Here is a 22,763-nt window from a genome sequence, read left to right as displayed (position 1 = left end):
ATGACTATTTCAACTAAAGAAACCATATTACAAGTAGCAAGTCAGTTATTTGCAGACAGTGGCTACGATAATACTTCTGTTCGTGATATTGCAAAAGGAGCAGACGTAAATATATCTGCTATTAATTACCACTTTAAATCTAAGGTAGGTCTTTTTGCTGAGGTATTAAATCACAATATTGAAACCTTAAGGTCTCAATTCACAGAACTCTACTCTGTTGCAACATCAACTGAAGATTGTGCTGTTAGAATCTACTCTCACTTTGAAAAAGAAAGTAACACTTTCTATAATTCAATGAAGATGTTTCTAGTAAATAATCTTCCCTTAGAAAAAGATATTATTCCTAAATCATGTTCAGGTGAACAAAAAGGTCCTCCAGGAACAGAGATTCTCATGGAGATGATTAGGAAAGAGATCGACTTCAAGGGAGAAGAAACCCTTCTTCTATGGGCCGCTAGAAACATTATGCACAATATAATCATTATCTCTTTAGTTTCTCAGTCTTCTTTTGTGAAGATGATGAATAAAGAGGTTGCACACTTCTCAGAAGAGGAAAGAATTGAGTCTATCCGAAGAAATGTGCGTTCAACTTTAAATTTTATCAGATAAATCCGATCAGACACATAGAATAAGGAATTTTCTATGTGTCGATTATTTGGATTTAGATCAGTAATATTAAGTCAAGTTCACCAAAGTCTAGTTCAGGCCGATAATGCCCTTGAAGTGCAAAGTCGTGAACATCCACACGGCTGGGGAGTCGCATATTATGTTAGAAACTCTCCACATATTATCAAATCCACATCTGCTGCCTTGGAAGATAAGATCTTTAAAAAGGTATCTGGCGTCGTTTCTTCACAAACAGTATTAGGTCACATAAGAAAGGCAACTATTGGGGAAACCAATATTCTAAACACTCACCCATTTCAATATGGACACTGGACTTTTGCCCATAACGGAAATATTAAAAACTTTGATAAGCACAGAGAAAAAATTATTGAACATATCCCTGAGTATTTTCAAAAGTTTATTCTAGGAACCACAGATAGTGAAACCCTCTTCTATTTCATACTTAGTAAGGTCTCAAAAGATATCAATTTAAGTGCTGAAGAAATAAATATCGAAGAATTTACAAATATTATTAACGAAGCAATTAATGAGCTAATAGAGATTATTGGTGATTTAAATTTTGATGAAGATGCTCCACCGACAGAAAACTTCGTTTCATTCATTATTACGAATGGGAACCTAATGTTAGCATTTAACGGTGGAAAGAAACTCTACTACTCAACATACAAGAATAAATGTCTTGATCGCGATACTTGTAGTAGTTACTCTCCAGAATGTGAAGCACCAACTAAAACAGGCTTTGTTAATCACTTAATTTTTTCAAGTGAACCACTCTCTGGTGATAATATTTGGATTGATCTAGGGCCTAAAGAAATTCTAGGCATCGATTATAAAATGAAAATTTTTAAAAAGACATTAGACTAAGATAGGTACTTATAATACTTATCCATCTTATAAATTTTCATACGACATAAAGAAAAGTCATATAGTACCGTTTCAAGTAACTCAGGATCAAGTCGAGACTCTTTAAATGAGTCCCAGAGAGCCTTATACTCAGAAGAACTGATCTCTTCATCTGCAAAGATAATATGACAGATCGCTAAATACTTAAGCTTTGAGTCCTCTTTCTTAATCCCTTTAAAAACTCTCTCAATATACTTTTGATTTAAATACTCATTAATCTTATTTAGATCATAACGGTCATTTAAGACAAGGTTTATAATTAAAAGAATTTCTTCTTCAACAACTTTTCCTGCAACGATCTCATCGATATCTTTTATTACATCTTTTTCTCTACCATCTTTGAAAAAGTCAGCAAGTACATCGATTCTCTTCTGATCAAGTGATAAAAAGTGTTTTGCAAAGGTTAGAAATAACATATTTGTCATATCAAATAATGGTCCTTTGCTACCGGAAATTGTTTTGATGAACTTATAATTATCTTTGAATACTTTAGGTGATTGAATCAAAATGCTATGTAACCAAAAAGCTTGCTCAATTGTTTTGATTTCAAAGCCCTTATAATGACTTAAGAACCAATCCTCTTCTTTCTGAGAGATTTCACCATCTGCAAGTAGAATTATGAGAGATAAGAATGGCGCAATTGTCTCCCACTTATCATCATGAAATTCACCTAGATGCATCTTCTTAATAACAGACTTCATAGCGGCCAATTCTTTTCTATCAACGTTACCATCTGATTTAATTGCAGCGATAACTTCTTGAGAAAGCTTCTTGATTTCTTCTTCAGAGTAAGCATTTACTGCTAATACATTTTTAATATCAAAAGAATGAATTGGTATATTTGGCATATGATCACATATTGATCTTAATAAGTTTCGTAAATACGAAAACTCAGACTCATCTAAAACGCCATCATTTGAATAAGAAATCATTAAAGAAAATAAAAGAGCATTTGAATAGTCTCTTAATCCTGATTTTCTAAAATATTGTATTTTATAGAAAGTATCCTTAAGCTTTTCAAAGTCCTTGTCTTTTATCTCTAATGATACAAAGGCTTCATGCAATACTTTAGGAGCTTTGGAGTTTTTAAGCTTAACTGCGAAAGTTTCAAATAAACGACTAAAGAGCTGAAGTTTTTCCTCGTAATCACAGATTGAATTTAGATACTTAAATGAGCTTTTCCAGCGATTAAAAAAGTTTTGAGACTTATCAAGCTCATCAACTTTTTTCTCGACTTCATTATATGATAAGAAAACCCATGAATAGAAATATGCAAAGAAGTTCTTTCTAAGAACCTTATTGATGTGCAAGTCCTCACAAACTTCATGACACATTAATATGATTGCATCTTCCTTTCTCAACGCGACCTTCTTTTCTTATTATTAAAAATCTTTATCTTTGGTACATAAGTATAACATGCTCCTAGATAAAATGAGCATATGATAAAATATATCCAGATCATAGCGACTAAAAGGTTATAAAAGCTTCCATAGTCTTGTATTAGATCTTCTTTAAAATAACGTAAATATATCCAATATGTAGATTTACCGGCAAAGAAGCACATCATAAAAACAGCTGCACCACATAGAGCATCTTTGTAGCTAACCTTAATTTGGGTAGAGAATTTGTAAACTAATCCAAAGGTTAAGATTGTAAATGGCAGAATAGAGAGCTCAATAATGTAATAAAACGTACTTGCATGTTGTGTTACTTCACTTAATAAGCCTACAACGAGGTTTTTCTCATTTAAGAATGCTAAGGCCAAAAAGAATAGGGCCAAGAAAATACCAAAGAAAGCTGAGCGTAAATCATCCTGAATCATCCCACCATCGATATCAACTTTTGATAATGTATTGATACCAAAAATAAATGAAGTGCTGATACCAAGACAAGCAAAGAACCATAATACGAGCTGATGCCAATCGACATACGGACTTCTAATCTGTTCTTCGACAACCTCTCTTACAGCGCTTAAGATCGAACTATCAACCTGTGGAAAGTTAGAAAAAATCATTGATATGATATGATTTTTAGCGACATCGTTATCATTTAAGAAAGCACCAACGATTGATATTAAAATCATCACAGCTGGACCGAAGCTTAAGATGGTGAAAAAAGTAGTAGCTCCAGAAACGACCTCCCCCTTTCTCTTTTTAAAAAGAAATATTGAGGCAATGAATCGCATTGTAAAAGACTTACAAAAATCTAAAAAGTCCTTTTCGATCTTATCCGGATCGACTCGAACTGATGTAACATATTTCTTTAACTGATTCACTTCTTAAGTTCCCCTTTCAAACTTAATCAACACATTATCCGACCAAGGGACTCGGCTTCTTTGCTTTCTTATAGTTAATCATCGGAATTTTGCGAATATATCTTAGGCGATGTTCATTATTTTCTAAGTAATATTAGTAATTTGTGAACTTAATCGGCTCAACTATAGAATCTTTCTAAAAGCCAGAGAGGCCAAGATTACCACCTCAAACTCTCTTCTATAAAATGATAAAATAACTGTGTGGATTCAACCACTTCTAGGACGGAGATAAAATGAATAAATTAGTATTGGCCATTTCACTTTTATATCTTTCATCACAATTCTCTTTCGCAAGAAAGCCAGCGGTAGAAGATACATTTGAATCTTCAATTGAAGAATATAAGGAAGTTGAACCGTCTAAGGCCAAAGGTTATGATTTTTCTCCAGCTAGAAAGCCTTCAGGCCAAAAAGAAGAAAGAACACATAACTCAGATCTTTTAAAAGTTGAATCATATACAGAATCAAAAACTTCAGAGAATCTACTCTATCTATTCTTTATTCTCTTACCAGTATTTGTTAGTGCATATACGTTCTTTAGAGCTAATAAGGACTCGTATGCTGATAAGCTTAAGACTGATGCACATGCACCAGATAAGTCGAATGTAACAAGTTTAGCTGATAAAAGAGAAGAACAAGAAAAAGAAGATATTAAAAAGGCGTCATAAGTTACGCCATTTAACTCCCTTTATATGTGAAAAATACTTGTGAACAGAGCCACTAGATATAATTAAATCTAGCTGACCATCGCTATTAACATCTTTAAAGTTTACATGATGTGCTCTCTTATAATGACCATAGTTATCGGTATTTTCAGTCCAAATTTTTCCTAGCTCTTTTATTTCTAGGTTTTTAAGACTTCCATTTTCAACAACCATCGCCCAAAGAGATGAAGAGCCGTATTTATCAATATAACTAGTCTTTCCATCATATAAGTAAAAAAGAATCGCCATTTTATCACTATTAATTTTTCGACGTCTTATACGATATATATACGAATCAAAACCAGAAATTGGAAATTTATAATTAAATATCTGCTCACGATTTATATTATAAATTGTAAGATGTGGTATCCCATCCACTATCTTAGTGCCAATATATTCTCTTCGAAAGTCACCATTGAGATCAATTTGATAAAGAGCTGATTTCTTAACGTAATGGTCCTTATCTTTTGAAACCTCTTTCTTCTCATTCTTTGCATCATAATATTCTTTAAACAACCAAGCATCTTGTGCGTTGACTGACACAAGTGGTAATAGAGCTGAAAATACGAGAATTCTTTTTATCGACAACATATGTCAATTATAACAACTCCCATAAATGAAACAATACTATCCATATTATTCCCCTATTCTAGTTAAATCTTGAGCAGATAAGGCCACAAAGGGCCTCTCGACATTGACGTATCGCAAGTAAATTCGCTAATATCTTTGAATACAACGACAGAGAGAGGACTTAATGCAACGCCAAATTGGTTTCATCAAGAATCAGAATCAAATCATTATTAGACAACTTGGAAACACTTCAAAGAGTAAAGTTGTGGATTTCGATGAGTTATCAAATGAAAAATTTGACTGCATTTTCTACAATCCTGAGCAACTTGAAGAAGAAAGTATACATAATTTCCTAACTAAGGAATCTAAGCACACTCCAGTGCAAGAGACACAAAACTTCTTTAACGGGCCAGATCAATTTGAATCAGAATCAAATGAAAGTCTTGCTCAACTCTTTGAGAAGGTATCTGGAAACTGGGTCCTACAAAATAATATTGTTCTTCTGGATGAATTATTTGAAGTCGTTGATCATCTAAAAGCTCTTTGGCCAAATGATCGAACTGCATTCTTTGAAGAACTATGGCATATTTTCAAAGTGAATCTTGGAGCAAGTAAGCTTAAGTTTATTTATAATGATATTGAAAACGCATCAAAGAATAATGACAAAAAAGTCCTGGTTCATATAACAATTGATGGAGAGCGAGTACCAAATCCAACAAAGGGAAAAGAATTCGAAGAGAAGCTTATGAAGCACTTTGAATCAGAATTCGTTAATCCTTTTCAAATTGTTGAATACGATGAGAATAAAGGTCAGCTAACTGTTTGTGGAAATATCTACAAAAGCCCATTCTTGGTTATGGCAAATATCTCTTCTATTTCGAAGTTACAAGAATCAATTCTAGCCACATTAATTAAAGCAATTTCAAGATAATAAAAATGGCCCGATAACGGGCCATCTTCTATTTAATAATCTCACGTATAGGTCACTCCCAATTTCTTGGGTAGCACAGCAGAAAACCATTATAGTAATTTACATAGATCAACAACTTTTGAGTTAGAGATCTCAAACTTCACACGATAAGGAACAGAGCTTTTAGCACTTTCAACTGTAACTTCATATTCCTTAGGGACACTATCCCCTTGTGCATTTATCCCAGTAGCAAGTGGAATTCCTGGAACAAAGCGAATTGGAAGCTTCTCTTCTCGTTGTTCACCGAATAATTCAAAGCTAACTTTTCCTACTAAACAAGCTGAACTCGTTTGTAGATATCCATAGTATGCAATCGGCATAGACTCGACCTTTATACTTCGAGACTCACCTTCTTGAAGACTAATATCGTGGATAATGAAGTGCTCTCTTCCACTCTTTTCTACTCTAATCGTCATCAATTCGTTAGTTGATAACTTAATGCGATTTAGAACATCAACTTCTTTTTGTTCACCATTAATATAGAGCTTATCTTTATTTCTATTAAAGTTCTTTAAAGTTAACGTAGATTTCACACTACTTGTTGGCTCTCTCTTTGAGCCCTTTTTTGCGACCTCGGCCTGCTTTGTATTCTCAACTGGCTTATCACCTAAGAAAGGGATCTGGTCTTTAGCAAAATAAACACCAACAGCAAGAGCAGCGATCGAAGCAACGTGAATTAAATAAGACTTTTTCTTCTTAACTGGTTTTTTCTTTTTCTTTATTCGTTTTATTTTTGTTCCAGCACTTGTCTTATTAGACTTAATATCAATTGTGTTAATTTTTGTTTTAGACGTTTTAGAAGCCAAATCAAGCTTAGGCATAGAACCTTCTACTTGAATATCTGTCTGCTCATCAATATCTAACTCAAAGAGAGCTTCTTTTTGCTTTCTCTTTTTAGCAGAATTATTCTGAGGGCCACTCGATTGAGAAGGTGCTCCACCTTCACTCTCTGCCTTGTAATCTTTGATATATGGACCTAAATCGATCTGTCCAAATTCAAACATTCTTTCACGATCTGTCTTAATCTCATCCTTAAATAACTCTTTTGCAAAATATGATAAATCTGAAGAGTTGAAATCAGGATATGTTGAGTATAGAAATTTATTTAATGCCCTAGCAAACTCCTCTAGAGATTGATAACGCTTGCTACGATCTTTATGTAGGGCCTTAAGAATGATTTTATCAAGTTCTTTTGGAACCATCGGATTAATAGATGATGGAACTGGAATCTTACACTCTTGAATCTTTTTAAGTACTGCTAAGTCATTTGAAGCTTTGAAAAGCTTTCTAGAGCAAAGCATTTCCCAAAGTGTAATAGCAGTTGCAAATAAGTCATATCTTGGATCAAGATCTAATCCATCTAAATATTCTGGTGCTAAATATGAAAGTTTACCTTTAATAGTTCCGGCTTGAGTTGCTTCAGAGTTTGTTTCAGACTTTGCAATACCAAAGTCGATAACTTTAACAGATCCATCAAAAGTTAACATGATATTATGAGGAGAAATATCACGGTGGATAATATTAGCAGGCTTACCTGTTAGTTTATCAGTGAATGTATGAGCGTAGTGGAGCCCTTGAGCTGCTTGAATCGTAATGAAAACTGAAATTTCAACAGGAAAGACGTAATTGTGTTCTTTAAGCTTATCAATATATTGCTTTAAGTTACGTCCATCACAATATTCCATTGCTACGAATAATTGATTATTGTGAAAACCATAATCATAAGTTTGCACAATATTAGGATGTAGAAGACCAAAGGTCGTCTTAATCTCATCCATAAACATTTGTTGAAATGCCTCATCAGAAGAGAATTGTGGTTGGACCATTTTAATTGCAACGATTTTATCGGCCTGTTCACCAAGGAATCTTGCACGACAAATTTTTGCCATTCCACCATCAACTAGATGATCTAGAATTAGGTAGCGGCCAAATCTTTCAAATTTCTTTTCTTCACTCATTACTAAAGCTCCTCAACAATTTATCGGAACTTTAATAGTTTAACTTTAGAGAAGAAATTAACTAAAAATGTAAAATTCTTGTTCTGTAATTAGGAAAATTAATCTTTAAGTCCCCGATTTCACGTGATGCACAAAGTGTTTTTGTTTTATAAAGGGCCAAGAAAAATTTATTGTAATCAGGATGATTTGACAGGGCCAAATCAAAGTCATTGGTTACAATATCTGTTAAATCGCTTGAAAGAACTTGATTGTAAAACATTGAATGTGAAATACGGTCAGAATCTAAACTAAAGTTAATCATGATATAGACACTATGACATTTCTTAAGTCTTCTTGATTCACTTTCTGAAAACCATTGCCAAAACTTCGATTCTGGATCGATCTTTGTTAAAAAAACATCGTACATTAAATTTAAATCTGAATACCAAGAAATTCGCTGAAACTTAAGAGCATCACTCCAAGGCTCACCGCCGGCCGTTCCACCCTTGATGTAGGCATCCCCTTTCTTAACGAAATTCTTTGTCATATTACCGCATGAAAAAAGCAGAGCAATTAATATCAGATTTAAAAATTTAATTTTCATATAACCAATTATAAGTTTCTTTAAAAATAATGTCTTGTTTTTTTATCATTTTAATTGAATTCATCTCTGGAACCTCCACTTCATCGTGGAATTCGCTCATTAATGTCTCAAATATAATACTATTTCGATCACTGCTAAAAATAAGATTTCGACATTTCATAAAGTAAATGTCTAATTGTACTTTCTTTAATAGCTTATTTAACGTGATTAACGACTTTTTTGTAATAAATCCATTTGCTGTTAAGTCACTACTTTGTTTGCGCAAATTCAGCTGAAGTTTAGAAATTGGAAGCGGTATGCTCTTAAATAAATCAGTTGAAAATTTCTTATCTAACTCAACTCTTAAGCGTGGATTGATAAATATATTTCCTGCAACATTTTCAAATAAAGTTGCATAATACAAGGCCACTAATGCACCCTGATTAATTGATAAAGTATAAACTTCTTCAGACTGAGCAATCTGACTAGATGTGTGTAATTCTGTTAAGAAGCCTTTAATTTGCTCGATACTTTCAAAATGTCCACGTGTACCAGAACTTAGGCCATGTCCAAGATAATCGAATGTAACGACATTAATTCCCTCATCATTCATTAATGGAATTAGATTTTCAAAAGTATAATGGCCACCACCAATATCGTGAAAGAGAATGATATTTTTTTTCGATTTATTATTACGAGGCTCTGTAGTCGCGTAATATTCTCGAATATAAATCGAACTCTTCATAAAGGATTAGCCTACATACTTTTGAATCGAATCTTCAGCTTCACTAGAGAGATTTACAAATCTCAAAGCAAAGCCTTGATTATCTTTCAAGTGCCTTACAACTAATCCTGAAGCAACAAAGTGATAATTTGAATTTTCGGGATGTACATTCAAAGTTATTTCATCACCTACATTAAAAGGAAAATTTGATACAAGGACCTGCATTCCACCAACAGAGATATCACGGCAAACCCCTTCAAAAACTTGTTGAGAGTCATGAAAAAACATTCTAGCGACAAATGGCTTGCGACGGTTTTCCCTTCTCTCATCATCCGTTTCAGTAATTAAAGGAGGAGCCTTTCCAAAAACCTTTCTTGCAATAGGTGTATTTGCAATAAATGACCATTCGTTTTCACCAGGAATATAAGCAAGAGTTTTTTCATTAATGCGATTTTGTTGGTACGCTCTTTGAAGATCGATTATACTAAATGGCCCGTATTCCACTTCTTTATCAGCTCCGCGGTCTTGACCAATTTTAATTGTGATAATCTTTTCATCTTCTTTAAGGTCTTCCCAGCTATAGAGAACAACATTTTGATCATCAATGACCGGAGGCATATCTAACTCTGGAGGCAATGTATCTTCAACTTTGGCATTTAAAAGATAGCCTAGCTCTGCTGCTTCAGAGATATGCTTCCAATTATCGTATCCCTTTGTCCATACATAGCTTTCAGCATTGAGTTTTCCGCTATTGAAAAGGTTTTCAATTTCGCTATTTTCAACAGGACCTACTCTTTCACCTTTTTCAACGTAATACCATTGCGCCATTTAAAATTCTCCATATTGTTAGACTCTCCTATTTTAACCTCTTGATATCATTAACTAAATTCATGACAAATATTGCCGTTTCCCTCTATCTAAGAGTTTTAAATACTTAAGTAAAAGAGGCCGAAATTTTCTTTAAGTTTTCTTAAACTAAACCCGATAAGTTAGCTGATGAAAAAGTTATTAATGGTTGTAACATTTATTTTAATGGCCTCATGTGCAAAAGAAGAATTCGCAACACCAAAGAATTCTAATGGATTTAACACTCCAAATACAGTTACAGATGGTGGTACTGTTGGAACAAGTTTCACTTATATCCAACCACCTGTAGACTTACTTTTTGTATGGGATAACACATCTAGTTCTTCATTCATTAATAACAACACAAAAGCTGCACTTAATAATGTAGTTAATAATATTTCTGAAAGATTCGATTATCATGTCATGCTCGCACCACTTGTTTCAAATGGAGGCGTCAATGATAACACGTACTTTTTCTCTAAAGATGGGATTACACCGGGTGGTGGTGTACAAAAAATATCACAATCTTACGCTGCGAGCGCAATCTCTCAGTTCCCGATGGGTGCTGGATCTGTCGAAGCAGGGCTTCAAAGAGTAAATAATCTTATAAAGAATAATCAATCAAATGGTATTTTTAGAGACGACGCTTATACTTTAATTATTCTTATGTCCAATGAAGACAGTAGTCAGTGGAACACCACGGGATATCCTGTAGGAATTGGAAATAATAACGGCCTATCGAACGTAGCCAGTAACTATATGAAAGGCAAGGTTCATGACCTTCTTTGCATGCGAGGAAACTATGATGGTTCACTTCATAGTGGTTCGACTGGTTCAACTTATAATGCAAGTTGCTCTGGAGTTGGAAGCTATAGATTAAATTCAACAATGATGCGACTAATTTCGATAACAGCTGCAGATGTACCAGGAAGTGCCTCATGTCCACAAATTTCAAATGGTGAAAAGAACTGGATATATAGAGCAGCGAGCGAAGCCGTTCTATCAGCATCATATACGAACCTATCAGAAAATTATCCTTTTAACTTTGCACAAGTAACAAATGGCGATAAAGTCAATATTTGTAACACAAACTTTAGATCACTATTCAGCTCAGTGAATAATGCAATTGATGATGCCATTATTGCCCACAAGTATAATTTTATTAAGATTGCTCATCCGAATCAATTAATTGATCCTGATACTATTGTTCTTACAAAGTCAGGTGTTAATATTCCAAAATATACAGGATCAGGAAGTGGATTCACATATCGTGGAGTAATGACAAATAAGGATACACGCTATTTTCCAACGGCAGGTGAACCACAAACTGGTCACATGGTGCAACTTCATGGTAGCGCAAGGCTAACCTGGCCAGAGTCTATTCAATACTATCATGAAGAACCTAAAAAATATTATGGTTATGTTCACTTGGATGCAAAACCACAATTAGGTTCGATATCATTAAAGATTAATGGAAGTACAATTTCAGAGAGTTCCTCAAATGGTTGGAAGCTTATGATGAATGGTTCAGAGCCTCAATACTTCTCAAACTTTAATATTAGAGTCGTTTCTGAATCAGATACAACTCCAGCATACCCTTCTGTAATCAAATCGGGTTACTTCCTAAAACTCTACGGAAGTGCAGTTTATAGTGATGGTGCTAATGTTGAAGTTAACTTCTACCCAACTGGAGAATAGTTTTAGTAACTATTCCCAGACTTCTCTTCATTAATTCTTTGCCAAGCATCTTGAAAAACAAGACCAGGAAGTATCTTAAAAAGTGAATCAACATTTACCATATTTGTCATATTACCTTGATCATCCACCAAAATATCTTCCACAATACCTGATACAATAGCAGGCTTTAAATCTCCTGAATTAACAATGGCCTGCCCCTCTTTTAGTTCATCAATAATAGCACTTAAATTAACCGAAGCCTTTCCTTTGGTTACACCTTTTGCCAGAAGCTGGGCCTTCATACGAGAAAGGATCATATTGCACTTACGAGTCGTCTTGGTTTTCTTATCATCTGTTTTTACTTTTTCGCCGTTAACGTAGGCAACGATTAATCGAAATGAATCAAGATCCGGGATTTTTACAAGCTTCTCTTGGCCATCTTTATCCGCTTCCATAATGATTAACCCTTCACGCTTAAGAAGCTCAATCATTTCTTCAAATTTAATCTCAGCTACACCAAAAATATCAAAGAGATAATAGCGAATAGAGTTCATATGAATTCGATGTGCACCATCTTCACCCTTTTGTGCATGTACTTTAGAAGAAAGATAAATTCCCGCAAGAATTCTTAATACATCAGTTGTATGAAAGAAAACGTACTCACCGACTTTTCCATCTTTTCCAAAACCGACAGAGTTGGTTTCAAGTTGCTTAACACGATCATTTGTTTTTCTTAGTCGATCAGCAAGAGTATTAACGATTGTTTTAAACCAAGGATTTAGGCCTTGCATTGTTTTATCAAATGCTGCAAAGGTTACACGAACAACATCTGTAGGTACTATCGCAGCAGCAGAACAACTACGACGAGAACCCTTTTCATCAAAGTATGCCATCTCACCAATAACCTCACCTGCGCGAAGAATGGCAATTTCAACAAAACCCTGTCCCTTTGGGATATAGAGTCTAATTTGACCTTTTTGAATAATGTAGAGTGAGTCTGCTGGATCGTTTTGGTTGAAGAGAACTTCACCTGCTTTGAAACGTACGATACCAGATTTATGTTGCTTTTGCGTTTGGGCCATCCATAGTCCTACTTAAAAAGCAGGACCATGAAAGTCCTGCAAATTTATTTAATTTTTTCTAGTATTAATGATAAGGCTTCACCGCCCCCAATGCAAATAGAAGCTAGTCCGTATTTTGCATCTTTATTTTTCATTGCTGTCATAAGTGTCACAACAATACGTGTTCCAGAAGTTCCAATTGGGTGTCCAAGAGAAACACCTGAACCATAAATATTAAGTTTGTCGTGTGGAATCTTCAGCTCTTCCATTGCGGCCATTGGAACTGCAGCAAATGCTTCATTGATTTCAAATACATCAATATCAGAGATATTTAATCCAGTTTTTTCAAGATTCTTCTTCATTGCTTCAATTGGAGCAGTTGTAAACCAAGTTGGTGCTTGAGCGTGTGATGCCCAACCTACGATTTTAAAATCAGCTTGGTCCTTATATTCTTCACCAGCAAGAACAACAGCGGCAGCTCCATCATTGATTGTTGAAGCATTAGCAGCAGTGATTGTTCCATCTTTTTTGAATGCTGGCCTAAGAGCAGGAATCTTATCGAATTTTGCTTTAAATGGCCCTTCATCTTCAGAAACAACAGTATCACCTTTACGGCCCTTAATTGTTACTGGAGCGATCTCATCTTTAAAGATTCCAGCTTCGATTGCAGCTTGTGCTCTTTTAAAAGATTCAATTGAGTAAGCATCTTGAGCTTCTCTTGAAAGGTTATACTTTTCTGTACACTCTTCAGCACAACTTCCCATTGGTTGGTCAGAGTAAACATCCCAAAGTCCATCCCACTGCATAGCATCTTTAACTTCTGCAGCACCAAACTTTGCAACACCAGTTCTAGAATTCATTAATAAGTGAGGAGCTTGTGACATATTTTCCATACCACCAGCAACAACAACTTGGTTATCACCTGTCATAATTGACTGAGCACCAGAGATGATTGTCTTCATTCCAGATCCGCATACTTTATTAATTGTCGTACATGGAGTTGCTTCACTTAGTCCTGCAAAAATAGCAGCTTGGCGAGCAGGAGCTTGACCCACACCGGCCTGAACAACGTTACCCATAAATACTTCATCAACTTTATCTTTTGCGATACCAGCTTTCTCAACTGCTGATTCAATTGCAGTTGCACCTAGCTGAGTCGCTTTTACTTGTGCTAGCGAACTTAAAAAGCTTCCACTTGGAGTTCTTGCTCCAGAAAGGATATAAACACTCATTATTGTCTCCTTTGATTTAATCTTATTTAAAGTCCAGATATATTGACACACAAATAGTGCGTTGTTAATTATCTTCTATTGATTTAATACTTATTAGCACCCTACTCAAAGGATATACGAATGCTTTCAAGAACAAATGGGCCGTTTTTAATTGATCTACCAAATGAATGGGCAGATTCAGTACTTGAACTTCTTCAGGATACATATCGCAATGAGTTAGTCGACGCCAGTAAGGTTTTTGAAATATATGGCCAATTATACAAAGGTGAAGTTCTTGTTATCGCTTCCCTTGTTGATGCTACAAATGAAGCGGCACCTGCAACAACATATTTTGCGTCGATGGATCTAGCTGATGACGCAGATCATACAAAGCTACTAGAAGGCCTTGTGGATTCTATCGGTGCATTCTTTGACCAATTCTTTGCAGATAGTGAATGGAATGACTACCAAGACATGTGGAAAGAAGAGCAATTTAAAGGCACAAAAATATACTGCAAGGTGACAAGAGAAAACGTTGGTCTAACAATCAAGGCCGATCGACTTCTTAATCAGTAAGGTATGCGTCATAGAGTTAACTCAGGTTTACTTGCCATAGTTTTAAAACTCTCCTAGCATTTTTATATAAGTTATTTTGAATAAAGAGGGACTTTTATGAAAAAGCTACTTTGCCTAGCACTACTACTTTTTCTCACACAAAAAATCTGGGCCCAAGAAGAGCGCCATCGCGTAATTGATGGACAAATTAATTGGGGACCATTTGTAAATTGTGAGATTTATAACGATTCACATAGACGTATGTCTGTTATCGACTATCAGTACACAATTACATACACGAATGGATTTCAAAGAGTATTCAATTATAAGTGTCAGTTCGGATGTGAAGTTCCAAGCTTTGATTTTCAACGATTCTCAGGGCCTAGGAATCATCCAAATATCATGCATGCAAGTTGTCGTGCACATGTCTTTAAAGAAAGACGCCATCGTAGAAACTAATTATTCGCAAATAAAAAAAGGCCCTCAATCGAGGGCCTTTCTTTTCTTAGCATTAGGAAGTATTTTGAGTATTATTAGCCTTTGATTCTGAAGATCTCTTGCATCATTTTGTCTGCAGTTGAGATCGTCTTCGCATTAGCTTGGAAGTTTCTTTGAGAAGTCATTAAATTAACGAATTCACTTGCGATATCAACGTTTGAAAGCTCAATCGACTTTGAAAGAACTTGACCACGTCCCGCTTCACCTGGTTTCCCCATTGCTGGTTGACCAGAGTTTTTAGATTCTTTGAAAAGGTTTTTCCCCATTTTGAAAAGACCTTCATTATTATCAAATTTTGCAATAGCGATTTGAGCAATATCTCTTGTTTCACCATTATCATAAACTGCTGTAAGGATACCATCATCGTTGAATGATAGAGATCCAAGAGTTGCCGCTGAAGCACCATCTTGAGTGTGTCTTGCAACAGCTGAACCAGAACCATACTGAGTAGAAGCATCTGTACCATCTCCACCTTCAGCGATTGATTCCCCCCATGAAAATGAAATTTTCTGATCTTGTCTTGCACCTTTATTAAAGTTGAAAGAGTTAGATGTTTCGATTTCTTCTTGTAATTGTCCTTTATCATTGAATACAAGTTGACCTTCTGCCATTTGTACCATTGTACCAGCTTGACCACCTTGAGCATCCGCACCGTCTGCCATAATTCTATATGTCCAGTTGTTATCTGCTGTTTTATTATAGTATGCAGTTACAAGACGAGCTGTACCTACATTATCGTATACTGTAATTGAAGAAGAAAAGTTTGAAGTTTCTTCTGGATTATTTGGATCGAATTCTTTTACTGAAGCTCTTGAGTCTAGGTTCATTGAAAGCTTAACCTTCTCTGTTGCTTGAGCTGGGATCGTTGTATTTCCAAGCTTGATCTCACCTTCTTTGTTCGTTAGAACACCATCTTCATTAGATTTGAAACCAAGAACTTTATAACCATCACTATTAACAAGCTCACCGTCTTTGTTAAAGTGCATTGATCCATCTCTTGTAAACCCATTTCCAAATGGAGCTTTAACTTTAAAGAAACCATCACCTTGAATTGCAAGGTCAGTAATTGACTCAGTTCTTGCAACATCACCTTGAGTCATCATTGGCTTAATGTGAGCTAGTTTTGTACCAGCACCAAATTGGTCACCACCCTCAATACCTTTAAGAGAAACGGCAAGTACATCTTGGAATTCTGCACGTGAAGCTTTGAAACCATTTGTTCCAGCGTTTGAAATGTTATCTGAAACAACGTTCATTCCCGCTCCTGAAGCGCTTAAACCAGATACACCAATGTTAAAAGATCGTAAAATACTCATTCGTCCCTCCTAGACTAAAAACAAAATCTAAATGTTTAGATCTTAAGACGACTAAATGGAGTGAAGATTTTTTGATGTGCTTACAACGACAGGCAAACACTAAGCTTCCGTTAGGACCAGCTAATTAAATCTTAAACCAATACAGTCGAATCAATTTTTGTAAAAACGTTACTCTCTATACTTCCTTTATCGATGGCCGTAACAACCTTCTTGCCTGGTACGTCAACGATATAAGCTGCTTTATCTGTAATCACTAAAGAATCTTTTCCACCCTTACTTTGAAGTTTCTGGAAAGCATCCTTTAGCTTAAAAAATTCATTTGAATCAACGTGAATATTTCTCTCTTGTAGTCTCTTGGCTGCATGAGTAGATAACTTGATTCCATGTTCAGCTTGAGTTTGTGCAAGCTGATCAATTTGGTGGGCCCTATTAATCTTTTCGTTTGAGATCTGATCGTTTAATAAGTTCTTAAACTCAGATTGAGCCGCTTCGTTTCCACCAACATTACCAAGACGGTTACGAAGATCAACTTTCTTCGAACCAGGGACCTGGCTTACATTTGGAATATGAAAATTTGAAATATCTTTAGTTCCCATTTATTTCCAATTATTGGTTAGTGGATTCGTTAATATTATTATAATTTTTTAACATTTGTTTTTGCAACGCGGCAGAACTTGTACCACTTTTACCAAGCTGCCCATTATTAGGGAGCTTAAAGCTATCTACGTCACGAAGAAAAACTTTATTTCCATTTTGTAATGTAAAAACAGTCTCACCATTTTCAAAATCAACACCGTTTACAATACCAGTCGATTTAGTTTCAGCTTTAAATTTATTCATGTCCTTATCAAAGGCCCAAACTTCAAGACGATAGTCGCCTTTAGCTGCTCTGGTATTATCAAGTTGACGGCCATTCCATGCAAGAGTGTGTTGTCCTCTTCCAAGATTTTCAGCTTCAACTTTTCCAATGAGTTGTTTATTTTTATCGTAAATATTTACGATTACATTCTTTGCTTCTTTGTCGATAAAAAAAGGAATATCTTTTGAAAAAGACTGCCCATCATAACTAACAGAAGAACCTCTTGTTAAAACTTCTTTACCAAGAAAACTTGCACCAAAAAACTTTAGCTCCTGTGGGTCATTCTTACCCATATTATCAAGCTTTTGATTCATATTTGTCATCTGCTCTAATTGAGAGAATTGTGCAAGGTCAGCTGAAAGTTGTTTTTGATCCATCGGCTTCATCGGATCTTGATGTGTTAACTGATGTGAAAGAAGTTTTAGGAAACCTTCTTGTCCCATTTTATTGTGTTCTTTTGCATCAACGAATTTTTGTTCACCAACATCATTTCCCGCTATGCGGTTAAGACGCTCACCTACATTTGCGTTGGCATTTGTATTACCAGAAGTCTGGCGTGGGGCCATTCGCACCTGTGAAAATGAATTTCTCTGTTGTGGTTTTCCAATTTCTGGCATTATGCACCTATTCGTTGACTATATTCTTGCCATCTTTGTTGACGGCGCTCTCTAGCATTCTTATCAAATGTTAAAGAATCTTCACTATCTAATTGTCTCGCAGAATCAAACTCATTTCCACTATTTTCTAAAGTGGAGATTTTGTCCGCTTGTGCGTCAAATCTTCTTTCAGAGTCTTTTTTCTCTTTATTGAAAGAATCAGATTGTGAAGCTGTGTCACTCATTTGTCCTGATGTTGCTGTTTGAATTTTAAAATCTGCAACACGGATACCTTTCATATCTAGGTTTTTAAGAAGCTTTACTTCATTCTCTTTAAAGAACTCTTTTGCTTCTACTGATTGCGCTTCAATATTTAGGGCAACCATTCCATTCATCTCTTTATTTGCTGTAATATTAAAGTGACCTAATTGATCATGCTTAACTAACATTTGAAGAGACTTTCCATTTTCAATGCGATTCATTTCAATGTAATTTGTCACTTCTTGAATAATTTGATCAGAGTTTGTTACTGCTGATAAATCAAGGACCTCTGGAGCTTTTGCAAGATTAATCTGGGCCTTAAAGTTTGAAGCTGAATTATCTGCTCCAAGTGCTCCTATTAGATTATTTTGAAGAGAACTAGAGCGGTTTTCAGACTTTGGTGTTTCTTGGCCTAGAATATCCTCAAGAGAAACAGAATTTTGTGAAGACTTCATTGTTTCAGGTTTTACTTTGATTAATGAGTCATTCTTAAGGTTCGCTTCTTTTGAAAACTTATTTAAGCCAATATTATTGGCCATATTCTTAACTTGATTATTTCCAGCAAAAGAGCGGTTTGCAACAAATGCATCTGATGTTTGATGACTAAGGTTAAGCTTTGATGCTTTTCCCTTTTCAAGGCTCTTATTTGGCATTCTTAAAAGTACATCATTTTTAACAGATGAATCCGTTTTTGAAATATCATCTAAGACGGCCTTAGTATTTGTTCCAAGCTCAGCCTGAGACTTGATCCCTTTTGAAGCAACTCTAGGTAAATCTTTATCTGTCAGTAATGTTTCTTTCTGGCTTCCCTGTGTTTTGCGATTTGCTAAAACAGTTTTGGCCTTTTGTAATGAAACAATATTCTTAGTATCAAGAACGCTATCAATATCACTTTTTGGAGCATTTGCCTGATTACTTATAGTAGAAAATAAAGACTTTGGTGTTGATTTTAGAGCAGAATTAGCCTTTTTAGAAAGCTGATTAAGTGATTCAGATTCTATGCCCTGTTTAGCATTTTGAGCTAAATTGGCCTTACTTGAATCTTTTAAATTAGGACGAATTTCTTTTGCTACATTCGTGGCCAAAAAGTTATTTTGTCCTTTATTTTTTCCCCTAGGTTGACCCTCGTTAAGAAGTTTAGAGAACTCCTTATTCAACCCTTTTTTCTCTTGTGCTGTTAGTCCCTTACCTGACTTATCCAATAAGTTAGACGCTTTCAGAGAGTTTGCATCATTAGCACCCTTTCCTTTGCTTGCCTTAACCTGTGAATTTTGTCCTAGTAAGTTTTTAAGCATTATATTCCTTTCTCAATTAACGCTTTGCAATATCTTTACATAAAATTAGAAAAAAATTAACCAAGGAAAGTTTTACCCTACTTCTTCATGGTCATGTATTGCTTTTGAAGACGTGCCGAGATCTCTTTATCCATCATATTAAAGATTTTCGATACCTTAACTGGATCAAGTTCACCTAAAATCTTTATCGAAATCGATGGGTCTTGTTGTGACAATAGATCAGCTGCTGTTTGTGGTCTCATATTTGAAACAACATCAACCATATGAATAACACGCTTACTCTCATCTGAGTCTTTCTTATCAAGACAAGATAAGAAGTTTGTTTGGTATTTTTTAAACTCTTGAATACGCCCTTCAAGCTCCTTCTGATTAACAGCGATTTGATTCTGTTGATTCTTTAAGGCCTTTTCTCTTTGTTCAAGATCCTGTTCTTTTTTGAGAAGTTCTTGAGAAAACTCAACGAGCTTACCACGTCCAATTCTTTTCATTTTCTTTTCAATAGCTGCATCAAGAGCTTTATCGAACTCTTCTTGAGTGTAGATCTTTTTATCTTCAGCTTTTGTATTTAATGAAAAAACTAATAAAGTACTTAGTAATAATGCTTTCATTTATAGTTCTCCGGCCAATTTCTTAGAGTGTCTTTTGGCCATCATTAATTCATCAATGGCCTCTTGGCGTTTCTTTTCGATTTCTTTATTTTGTTTTGTTTCAAAGTCTTGTTTTAAATTATCAATAACTTTAACTTCACCTTTTGCAACTGATAGCTCTTTAATCTTTTCCTGGTAAGCTCTATCAACAGCGTGAAGCTGGTTTTCCAACACTTTAATTTCTTCTCTTTTTGACTGAATAAACATTGGGAAGAATTGTGCATTTCTACCAGGAGTATATGTTTCTAAAAAAGCTTCTTGAGCTTTATAGGTTTCTTCAATATCCTGCTTACATTTAGCAATCTTTTCAAGAAGTCTTCCTTTTTCACTATTAATCTGCCCTAGTTCAAGCTTAACTCTTTGCTCGTTGAACTCTCGTAGTTTTAATAGTCCATCTAATTTAAACTTCTTACGACGCATTTATTTATTCCTCATCATCTGACTGATAGGCTTCTTCAGCGTATTTAGCTAAACCTACCATCGAATCATAAAGTTCTTCGATCGTTTGATAATGATCCTCACCTTGCATTTGTTTAAGTAGATCATTTAATTGTTCAATTATGATCATTGCCTTATCCACTTTAGGGTTTGAACCTCTAGCATAGGCACCAACATTAATAAGGTCTTCATTATCACGGTATGCAGACATTAGATCACGCATATGCCCCGCAACAACTCGATGCTCACTTGTCACAACTTTATTCATTACCCTTGATAATGATTGAAGAACATCAATTGCCGGGAATTGGTTCTTAGAGGCAAGTTCTCGAGAGAGAATAATGTGTCCGTCACTAATACCACGAACAGCATCAGCAATTGGCTCATCCATATCCCCACCTTCAACAAGTACCGTATAAATACCAGTGATTGATCCTGCATTAGCTTTCGTTCCCGCACGCTCCATTAATTTTGGTAATTGAGCAAATACTGTTGGAGTATAACCTTTCTGACCTGGAGGATCTCCAGCACTTAAAGAGATTTCACGAGAAGCCATCGCAAAACGTGTGATTGAATCCATCATTAATAGTACATCTTGATTCTGATCTCTAAAGTATTCAGCAAATGTTGTAGCGACATATGCAGCTTTCATACGTATAAGAGCTGAAGTATCTGATGTTGCAACAACAACAATTGATTTTTTAAGACCTTCCTCTCCTAAATCATGTTCAATGAATTCACGTACCTCACGGCCACGTTCTCCAATTAGAGCAATGACATTAACATCGGCCGAAGACTTTTGTGCAACCATACCAAGTGTTACAGACTTACCAACACCTGAACCGGCCATAATGGCAAGGCGTTGTCCTTTTCCAGCTGTCATAAATGCATTAATTGCATTAACACCAGTATCAAGAACTTGACTAATAGGTGGCCTCTCTAACGGATTTATTGGTTTCCCAAAGATTGACCTTACTTCATTTGATTTCTTAATTGGCCCTTTCCCGTCAATTGGATTTCCTTGAAAATCAATAACGCGACCAAGATATTGCTCGCCGACATTTACTTTTGTCACAAGCTCTTTTAAAAATACTTTTGTTTCAGAATTGATACCTGAGATTTCAGAATAAGGCATTGTTAGACACTTTGGCCCATCAATAGAGACAACTTCTCCTAAACAACGATCACCAAACTCTGTTACGAATTCGACATTAGAACCAATAACAGCACGAGAAAGGTTCACTTCGTATAGCATACCTTTTGATGCACAAACCTTCCCTACCTTTTGGTAAGGTGTGGCATATTCATAGGCCTTGTGAATGGCCTCTAAATCTAACGATTCAAATGGACTATTCTGATTCATCTGAGTCAACCTCTTCGCTTGCAAGCCCTACGGCTTCAAACAACTTATCAAGACTCTCTAATTGAGTTTTGAGACTTCCATTAACAATTCCATTAGAAGACTCGACAATGATCCCCGGTGCTTCAATATCAAAGTCAATTTCAACACGGGCATTTTTAAGCTCTCCTACTTTTTCCTGAACAACTTCTAATACCTCAGGCATTTGCTCAAAGTGTTTTTCATTAACACGTATAAGTAGGTTATCTCTAGTTTGGGCCTCGACAATAAGCTTCTCAAGTAAACGGACAATATATTCTCCATCATCCTTGAGTTCTTTTAAAACAACCCATTTTGCAATTGTTCTTAATAGATTATAAGTTTGCATCTTTTGGGCAGATAGTAACTTAATTCGAGAACTTAAAACTTCAGAAACCATATCATTTAAAAGTAAGATTTTTTCTTCAGCACTAGCTGATAATTCTTCTCTTACTTCTTTGCGACCTTCTTCCTTTCCTAGCTCAAGTCCTTCTCTATATGCTTCTTCTTTTACTTGTTGAATACGTTTTTCAACTTCTTCTCTAACGGCCTGCTCAAAGTCACTATCTTCTTGCGCTCTAATACCACGTGCTTCATGAACAATAGGATTAAGGTCGAAACCTGTCTCTCTTGCTTGCTGTCTTTCAACGCGAATGACCTTTTGCTTCTCTTCGATCTCACGAACAGACATTCCCTCAAAATCTTGGAACTCAAAGTCCTCAACTTCCGAATTCATCGGTTTCTGAGAAAATGATTGAAATTGATAGTCTTTTACTTCTGTGGTCATTAAGCCGCC

The 22,763-nt window shown here is 35.4% G+C and carries 24 protein-coding genes; 7 read left to right on the top strand and 17 right to left on the bottom strand.

Going from position 1 to position 22,763, the window contains the following annotated elements; genetic code table 11:
- Complete coding sequence (locus ACN5L8_RS10205; protein WP_419172972.1) at positions 1-609, top strand: TetR/AcrR family transcriptional regulator; 609 nt, start codon at positions 1-3, stop codon at positions 607-609.
- Positions 610-642: 33 nt separating this feature from the next.
- Complete coding sequence (locus ACN5L8_RS10200; RefSeq protein WP_419172971.1) at positions 643-1,491, top strand: class II glutamine amidotransferase; 849 nt, start codon at positions 643-645, stop codon at positions 1,489-1,491.
- On the opposite strand, the gene ACN5L8_RS10195 is transcribed toward ACN5L8_RS10200, so the two are convergent.
- Together ACN5L8_RS10195 and ACN5L8_RS10190 are read right to left on the bottom strand one after the other, a co-directional pair.
- Complete coding sequence (locus ACN5L8_RS10195) at positions 1,488-2,891, bottom strand: hypothetical protein (RefSeq protein WP_419172970.1); 1,404 nt, start codon at positions 2,889-2,891, stop codon at positions 1,488-1,490. The two genes, ACN5L8_RS10200 and ACN5L8_RS10195, sit on opposite strands and share 4 nt — an antisense overlap.
- Positions 2,888-3,805 carry a YihY/virulence factor BrkB family protein gene (locus ACN5L8_RS10190; RefSeq protein WP_114705560.1) on the bottom strand — a complete coding sequence of 306 codons (918 nt, stop codon included), beginning with the start codon at positions 3,803-3,805 and terminating at the stop codon, positions 2,888-2,890. Before ACN5L8_RS10190 ends, ACN5L8_RS10195 begins: the two co-directional genes overlap by 4 nt.
- Before the next feature lie 272 nt (positions 3,806-4,077).
- Here ACN5L8_RS10190 and ACN5L8_RS10185 point away from each other — a divergent pair, with 272 nt between their 5' ends.
- Positions 4,078-4,509 carry a hypothetical protein gene (locus tag ACN5L8_RS10185; RefSeq protein WP_114705561.1) on the top strand — a complete coding sequence of 144 codons (432 nt, stop codon included), beginning with the start codon at positions 4,078-4,080 and terminating at the stop codon, positions 4,507-4,509.
- On the opposite strand, the gene ACN5L8_RS10180 is transcribed toward ACN5L8_RS10185, so the two are convergent.
- Positions 4,504-5,136, bottom strand: coding sequence for a hypothetical protein (locus ACN5L8_RS10180; protein WP_419172969.1), 633 nt, complete (start codon positions 5,134-5,136; stop codon positions 4,504-4,506). The two genes, ACN5L8_RS10185 and ACN5L8_RS10180, sit on opposite strands and share 6 nt — an antisense overlap.
- A gap of 163 nt (positions 5,137-5,299) precedes the next feature.
- Between ACN5L8_RS10180 and ACN5L8_RS10175 the strand changes: the two genes are divergently transcribed.
- The gene (locus tag ACN5L8_RS10175; RefSeq protein ID WP_419172968.1) at positions 5,300-6,046 is read left to right on the top strand and encodes a hypothetical protein; all 747 of its coding nucleotides are present in this window, start codon (positions 5,300-5,302) and stop codon (positions 6,044-6,046) included.
- A gap of 89 nt (positions 6,047-6,135) precedes the next feature.
- Here ACN5L8_RS10175 and ACN5L8_RS10170 read toward each other — a convergent pair whose 3' ends face one another.
- From ACN5L8_RS10170 to ACN5L8_RS10155, 4 genes are all read right to left on the bottom strand, one after another.
- Complete coding sequence (locus tag ACN5L8_RS10170) at positions 6,136-8,043, bottom strand: serine/threonine protein kinase (protein ID WP_120405365.1); 1,908 nt, start codon at positions 8,041-8,043, stop codon at positions 6,136-6,138.
- Positions 8,044-8,104: 61 nt separating this feature from the next.
- The gene (locus tag ACN5L8_RS10165) at positions 8,105-8,569 is read right to left on the bottom strand and encodes a hypothetical protein (protein WP_419172967.1); all 465 of its coding nucleotides are present in this window, start codon (positions 8,567-8,569) and stop codon (positions 8,105-8,107) included.
- Positions 8,570-8,615: 46 nt separating this feature from the next.
- Positions 8,616-9,350: an alpha/beta hydrolase gene (locus ACN5L8_RS10160; protein WP_419172966.1), complete on the bottom strand. Its 735-nt coding sequence runs from the start codon at positions 9,348-9,350 to the stop codon at positions 8,616-8,618.
- 6 nt (positions 9,351-9,356) lie between these two features.
- The gene (locus ACN5L8_RS10155; protein WP_419172965.1) at positions 9,357-10,157 is read right to left on the bottom strand and encodes a GYF domain-containing protein; all 801 of its coding nucleotides are present in this window, start codon (positions 10,155-10,157) and stop codon (positions 9,357-9,359) included.
- 168 nt (positions 10,158-10,325) lie between these two features.
- Between ACN5L8_RS10155 and ACN5L8_RS10150 the strand changes: the two genes are divergently transcribed.
- Positions 10,326-11,873, top strand: a complete 1,548-nt coding sequence (locus tag ACN5L8_RS10150; protein WP_419172964.1) for a hypothetical protein — start codon at positions 10,326-10,328, stop codon at positions 11,871-11,873.
- A 2-nt stretch (positions 11,874-11,875) separates the two neighbouring features.
- Here the strand turns inward: ACN5L8_RS10150 and ACN5L8_RS10145 are convergent, their stop codons facing one another.
- Together ACN5L8_RS10145 and ACN5L8_RS10140 are read right to left on the bottom strand one after the other, a co-directional pair.
- Entirely contained in the window at positions 11,876-12,934 is a 1,059-nt protein-coding gene (locus ACN5L8_RS10145; protein WP_419172963.1) for a Crp/Fnr family transcriptional regulator, read from the bottom strand.
- Positions 12,935-12,978: 44 nt separating this feature from the next.
- Positions 12,979-14,145 (bottom strand): thiolase family protein, encoded by a 1,167-nt coding sequence (locus ACN5L8_RS10140; protein WP_114705570.1) that lies wholly within the window; start codon positions 14,143-14,145, stop codon positions 12,979-12,981.
- Between the two features lie 120 nt (positions 14,146-14,265).
- Here ACN5L8_RS10140 and ACN5L8_RS10135 point away from each other — a divergent pair, with 120 nt between their 5' ends.
- Positions 14,266-14,700 carry a hypothetical protein gene (locus tag ACN5L8_RS10135; protein ID WP_114705571.1) on the top strand — a complete coding sequence of 145 codons (435 nt, stop codon included), beginning with the start codon at positions 14,266-14,268 and terminating at the stop codon, positions 14,698-14,700.
- Between the two features lie 96 nt (positions 14,701-14,796).
- The gene (locus ACN5L8_RS10130) at positions 14,797-15,138 is read left to right on the top strand and encodes a hypothetical protein (protein WP_334678027.1); all 342 of its coding nucleotides are present in this window, start codon (positions 14,797-14,799) and stop codon (positions 15,136-15,138) included.
- Positions 15,139-15,212: 74 nt separating this feature from the next.
- Here the strand turns inward: ACN5L8_RS10130 and ACN5L8_RS10125 are convergent, their stop codons facing one another.
- From ACN5L8_RS10125 to ACN5L8_RS10090, 8 genes are all read right to left on the bottom strand, one after another.
- A complete protein-coding gene (locus ACN5L8_RS10125; protein WP_419172962.1) occupies positions 15,213-16,493 on the bottom strand; it encodes a flagellar hook protein FlgE in 1,281 nt (426 codons plus the stop codon).
- A 131-nt stretch (positions 16,494-16,624) separates the two neighbouring features.
- Positions 16,625-17,089, bottom strand: a complete 465-nt coding sequence (locus tag ACN5L8_RS10120) for a TIGR02530 family flagellar biosynthesis protein (protein ID WP_114705574.1) — start codon at positions 17,087-17,089, stop codon at positions 16,625-16,627.
- A 10-nt stretch (positions 17,090-17,099) separates the two neighbouring features.
- Entirely contained in the window at positions 17,100-17,969 is an 870-nt protein-coding gene (locus ACN5L8_RS10115; protein ID WP_419172961.1) for a flagellar hook assembly protein FlgD, read from the bottom strand.
- Entirely contained in the window at positions 17,969-19,504 is a 1,536-nt protein-coding gene (locus tag ACN5L8_RS10110) for a hypothetical protein (protein ID WP_120405374.1), read from the bottom strand. Before ACN5L8_RS10110 ends, ACN5L8_RS10115 begins: the two co-directional genes overlap by 1 nt.
- Positions 19,505-19,581: 77 nt before the next feature.
- Positions 19,582-20,112: a MotE family protein gene (locus ACN5L8_RS10105; RefSeq protein ID WP_114705577.1), complete on the bottom strand. Its 531-nt coding sequence runs from the start codon at positions 20,110-20,112 to the stop codon at positions 19,582-19,584.
- Positions 20,113-20,571, bottom strand: coding sequence for a flagellar FliJ family protein (locus ACN5L8_RS10100; RefSeq protein WP_114705578.1), 459 nt, complete (start codon positions 20,569-20,571; stop codon positions 20,113-20,115).
- A 4-nt stretch (positions 20,572-20,575) separates the two neighbouring features.
- Positions 20,576-21,952 carry a FliI/YscN family ATPase gene (locus ACN5L8_RS10095; protein WP_114705579.1) on the bottom strand — a complete coding sequence of 459 codons (1,377 nt, stop codon included), beginning with the start codon at positions 21,950-21,952 and terminating at the stop codon, positions 20,576-20,578.
- Positions 21,939-22,754 carry a FliH/SctL family protein gene (locus ACN5L8_RS10090; protein ID WP_114705580.1) on the bottom strand — a complete coding sequence of 272 codons (816 nt, stop codon included), beginning with the start codon at positions 22,752-22,754 and terminating at the stop codon, positions 21,939-21,941. Before ACN5L8_RS10090 ends, ACN5L8_RS10095 begins: the two co-directional genes overlap by 14 nt.
- Between the last annotated feature and the right edge of the window lie 9 nt (positions 22,755-22,763).

This window comes from Halobacteriovorax sp., from assembly GCF_048381875.1.
In the GTDB taxonomy this organism is placed as follows: Bacteria; Bdellovibrionota; Bacteriovoracia; order Bacteriovoracales; family Bacteriovoracaceae; genus Halobacteriovorax_A; species Halobacteriovorax_A vibrionivorans.
The sequence above is the reverse complement of the archived record's forward strand: the minus strand, read 5'-3'. Positions and strand labels throughout refer to the sequence as shown.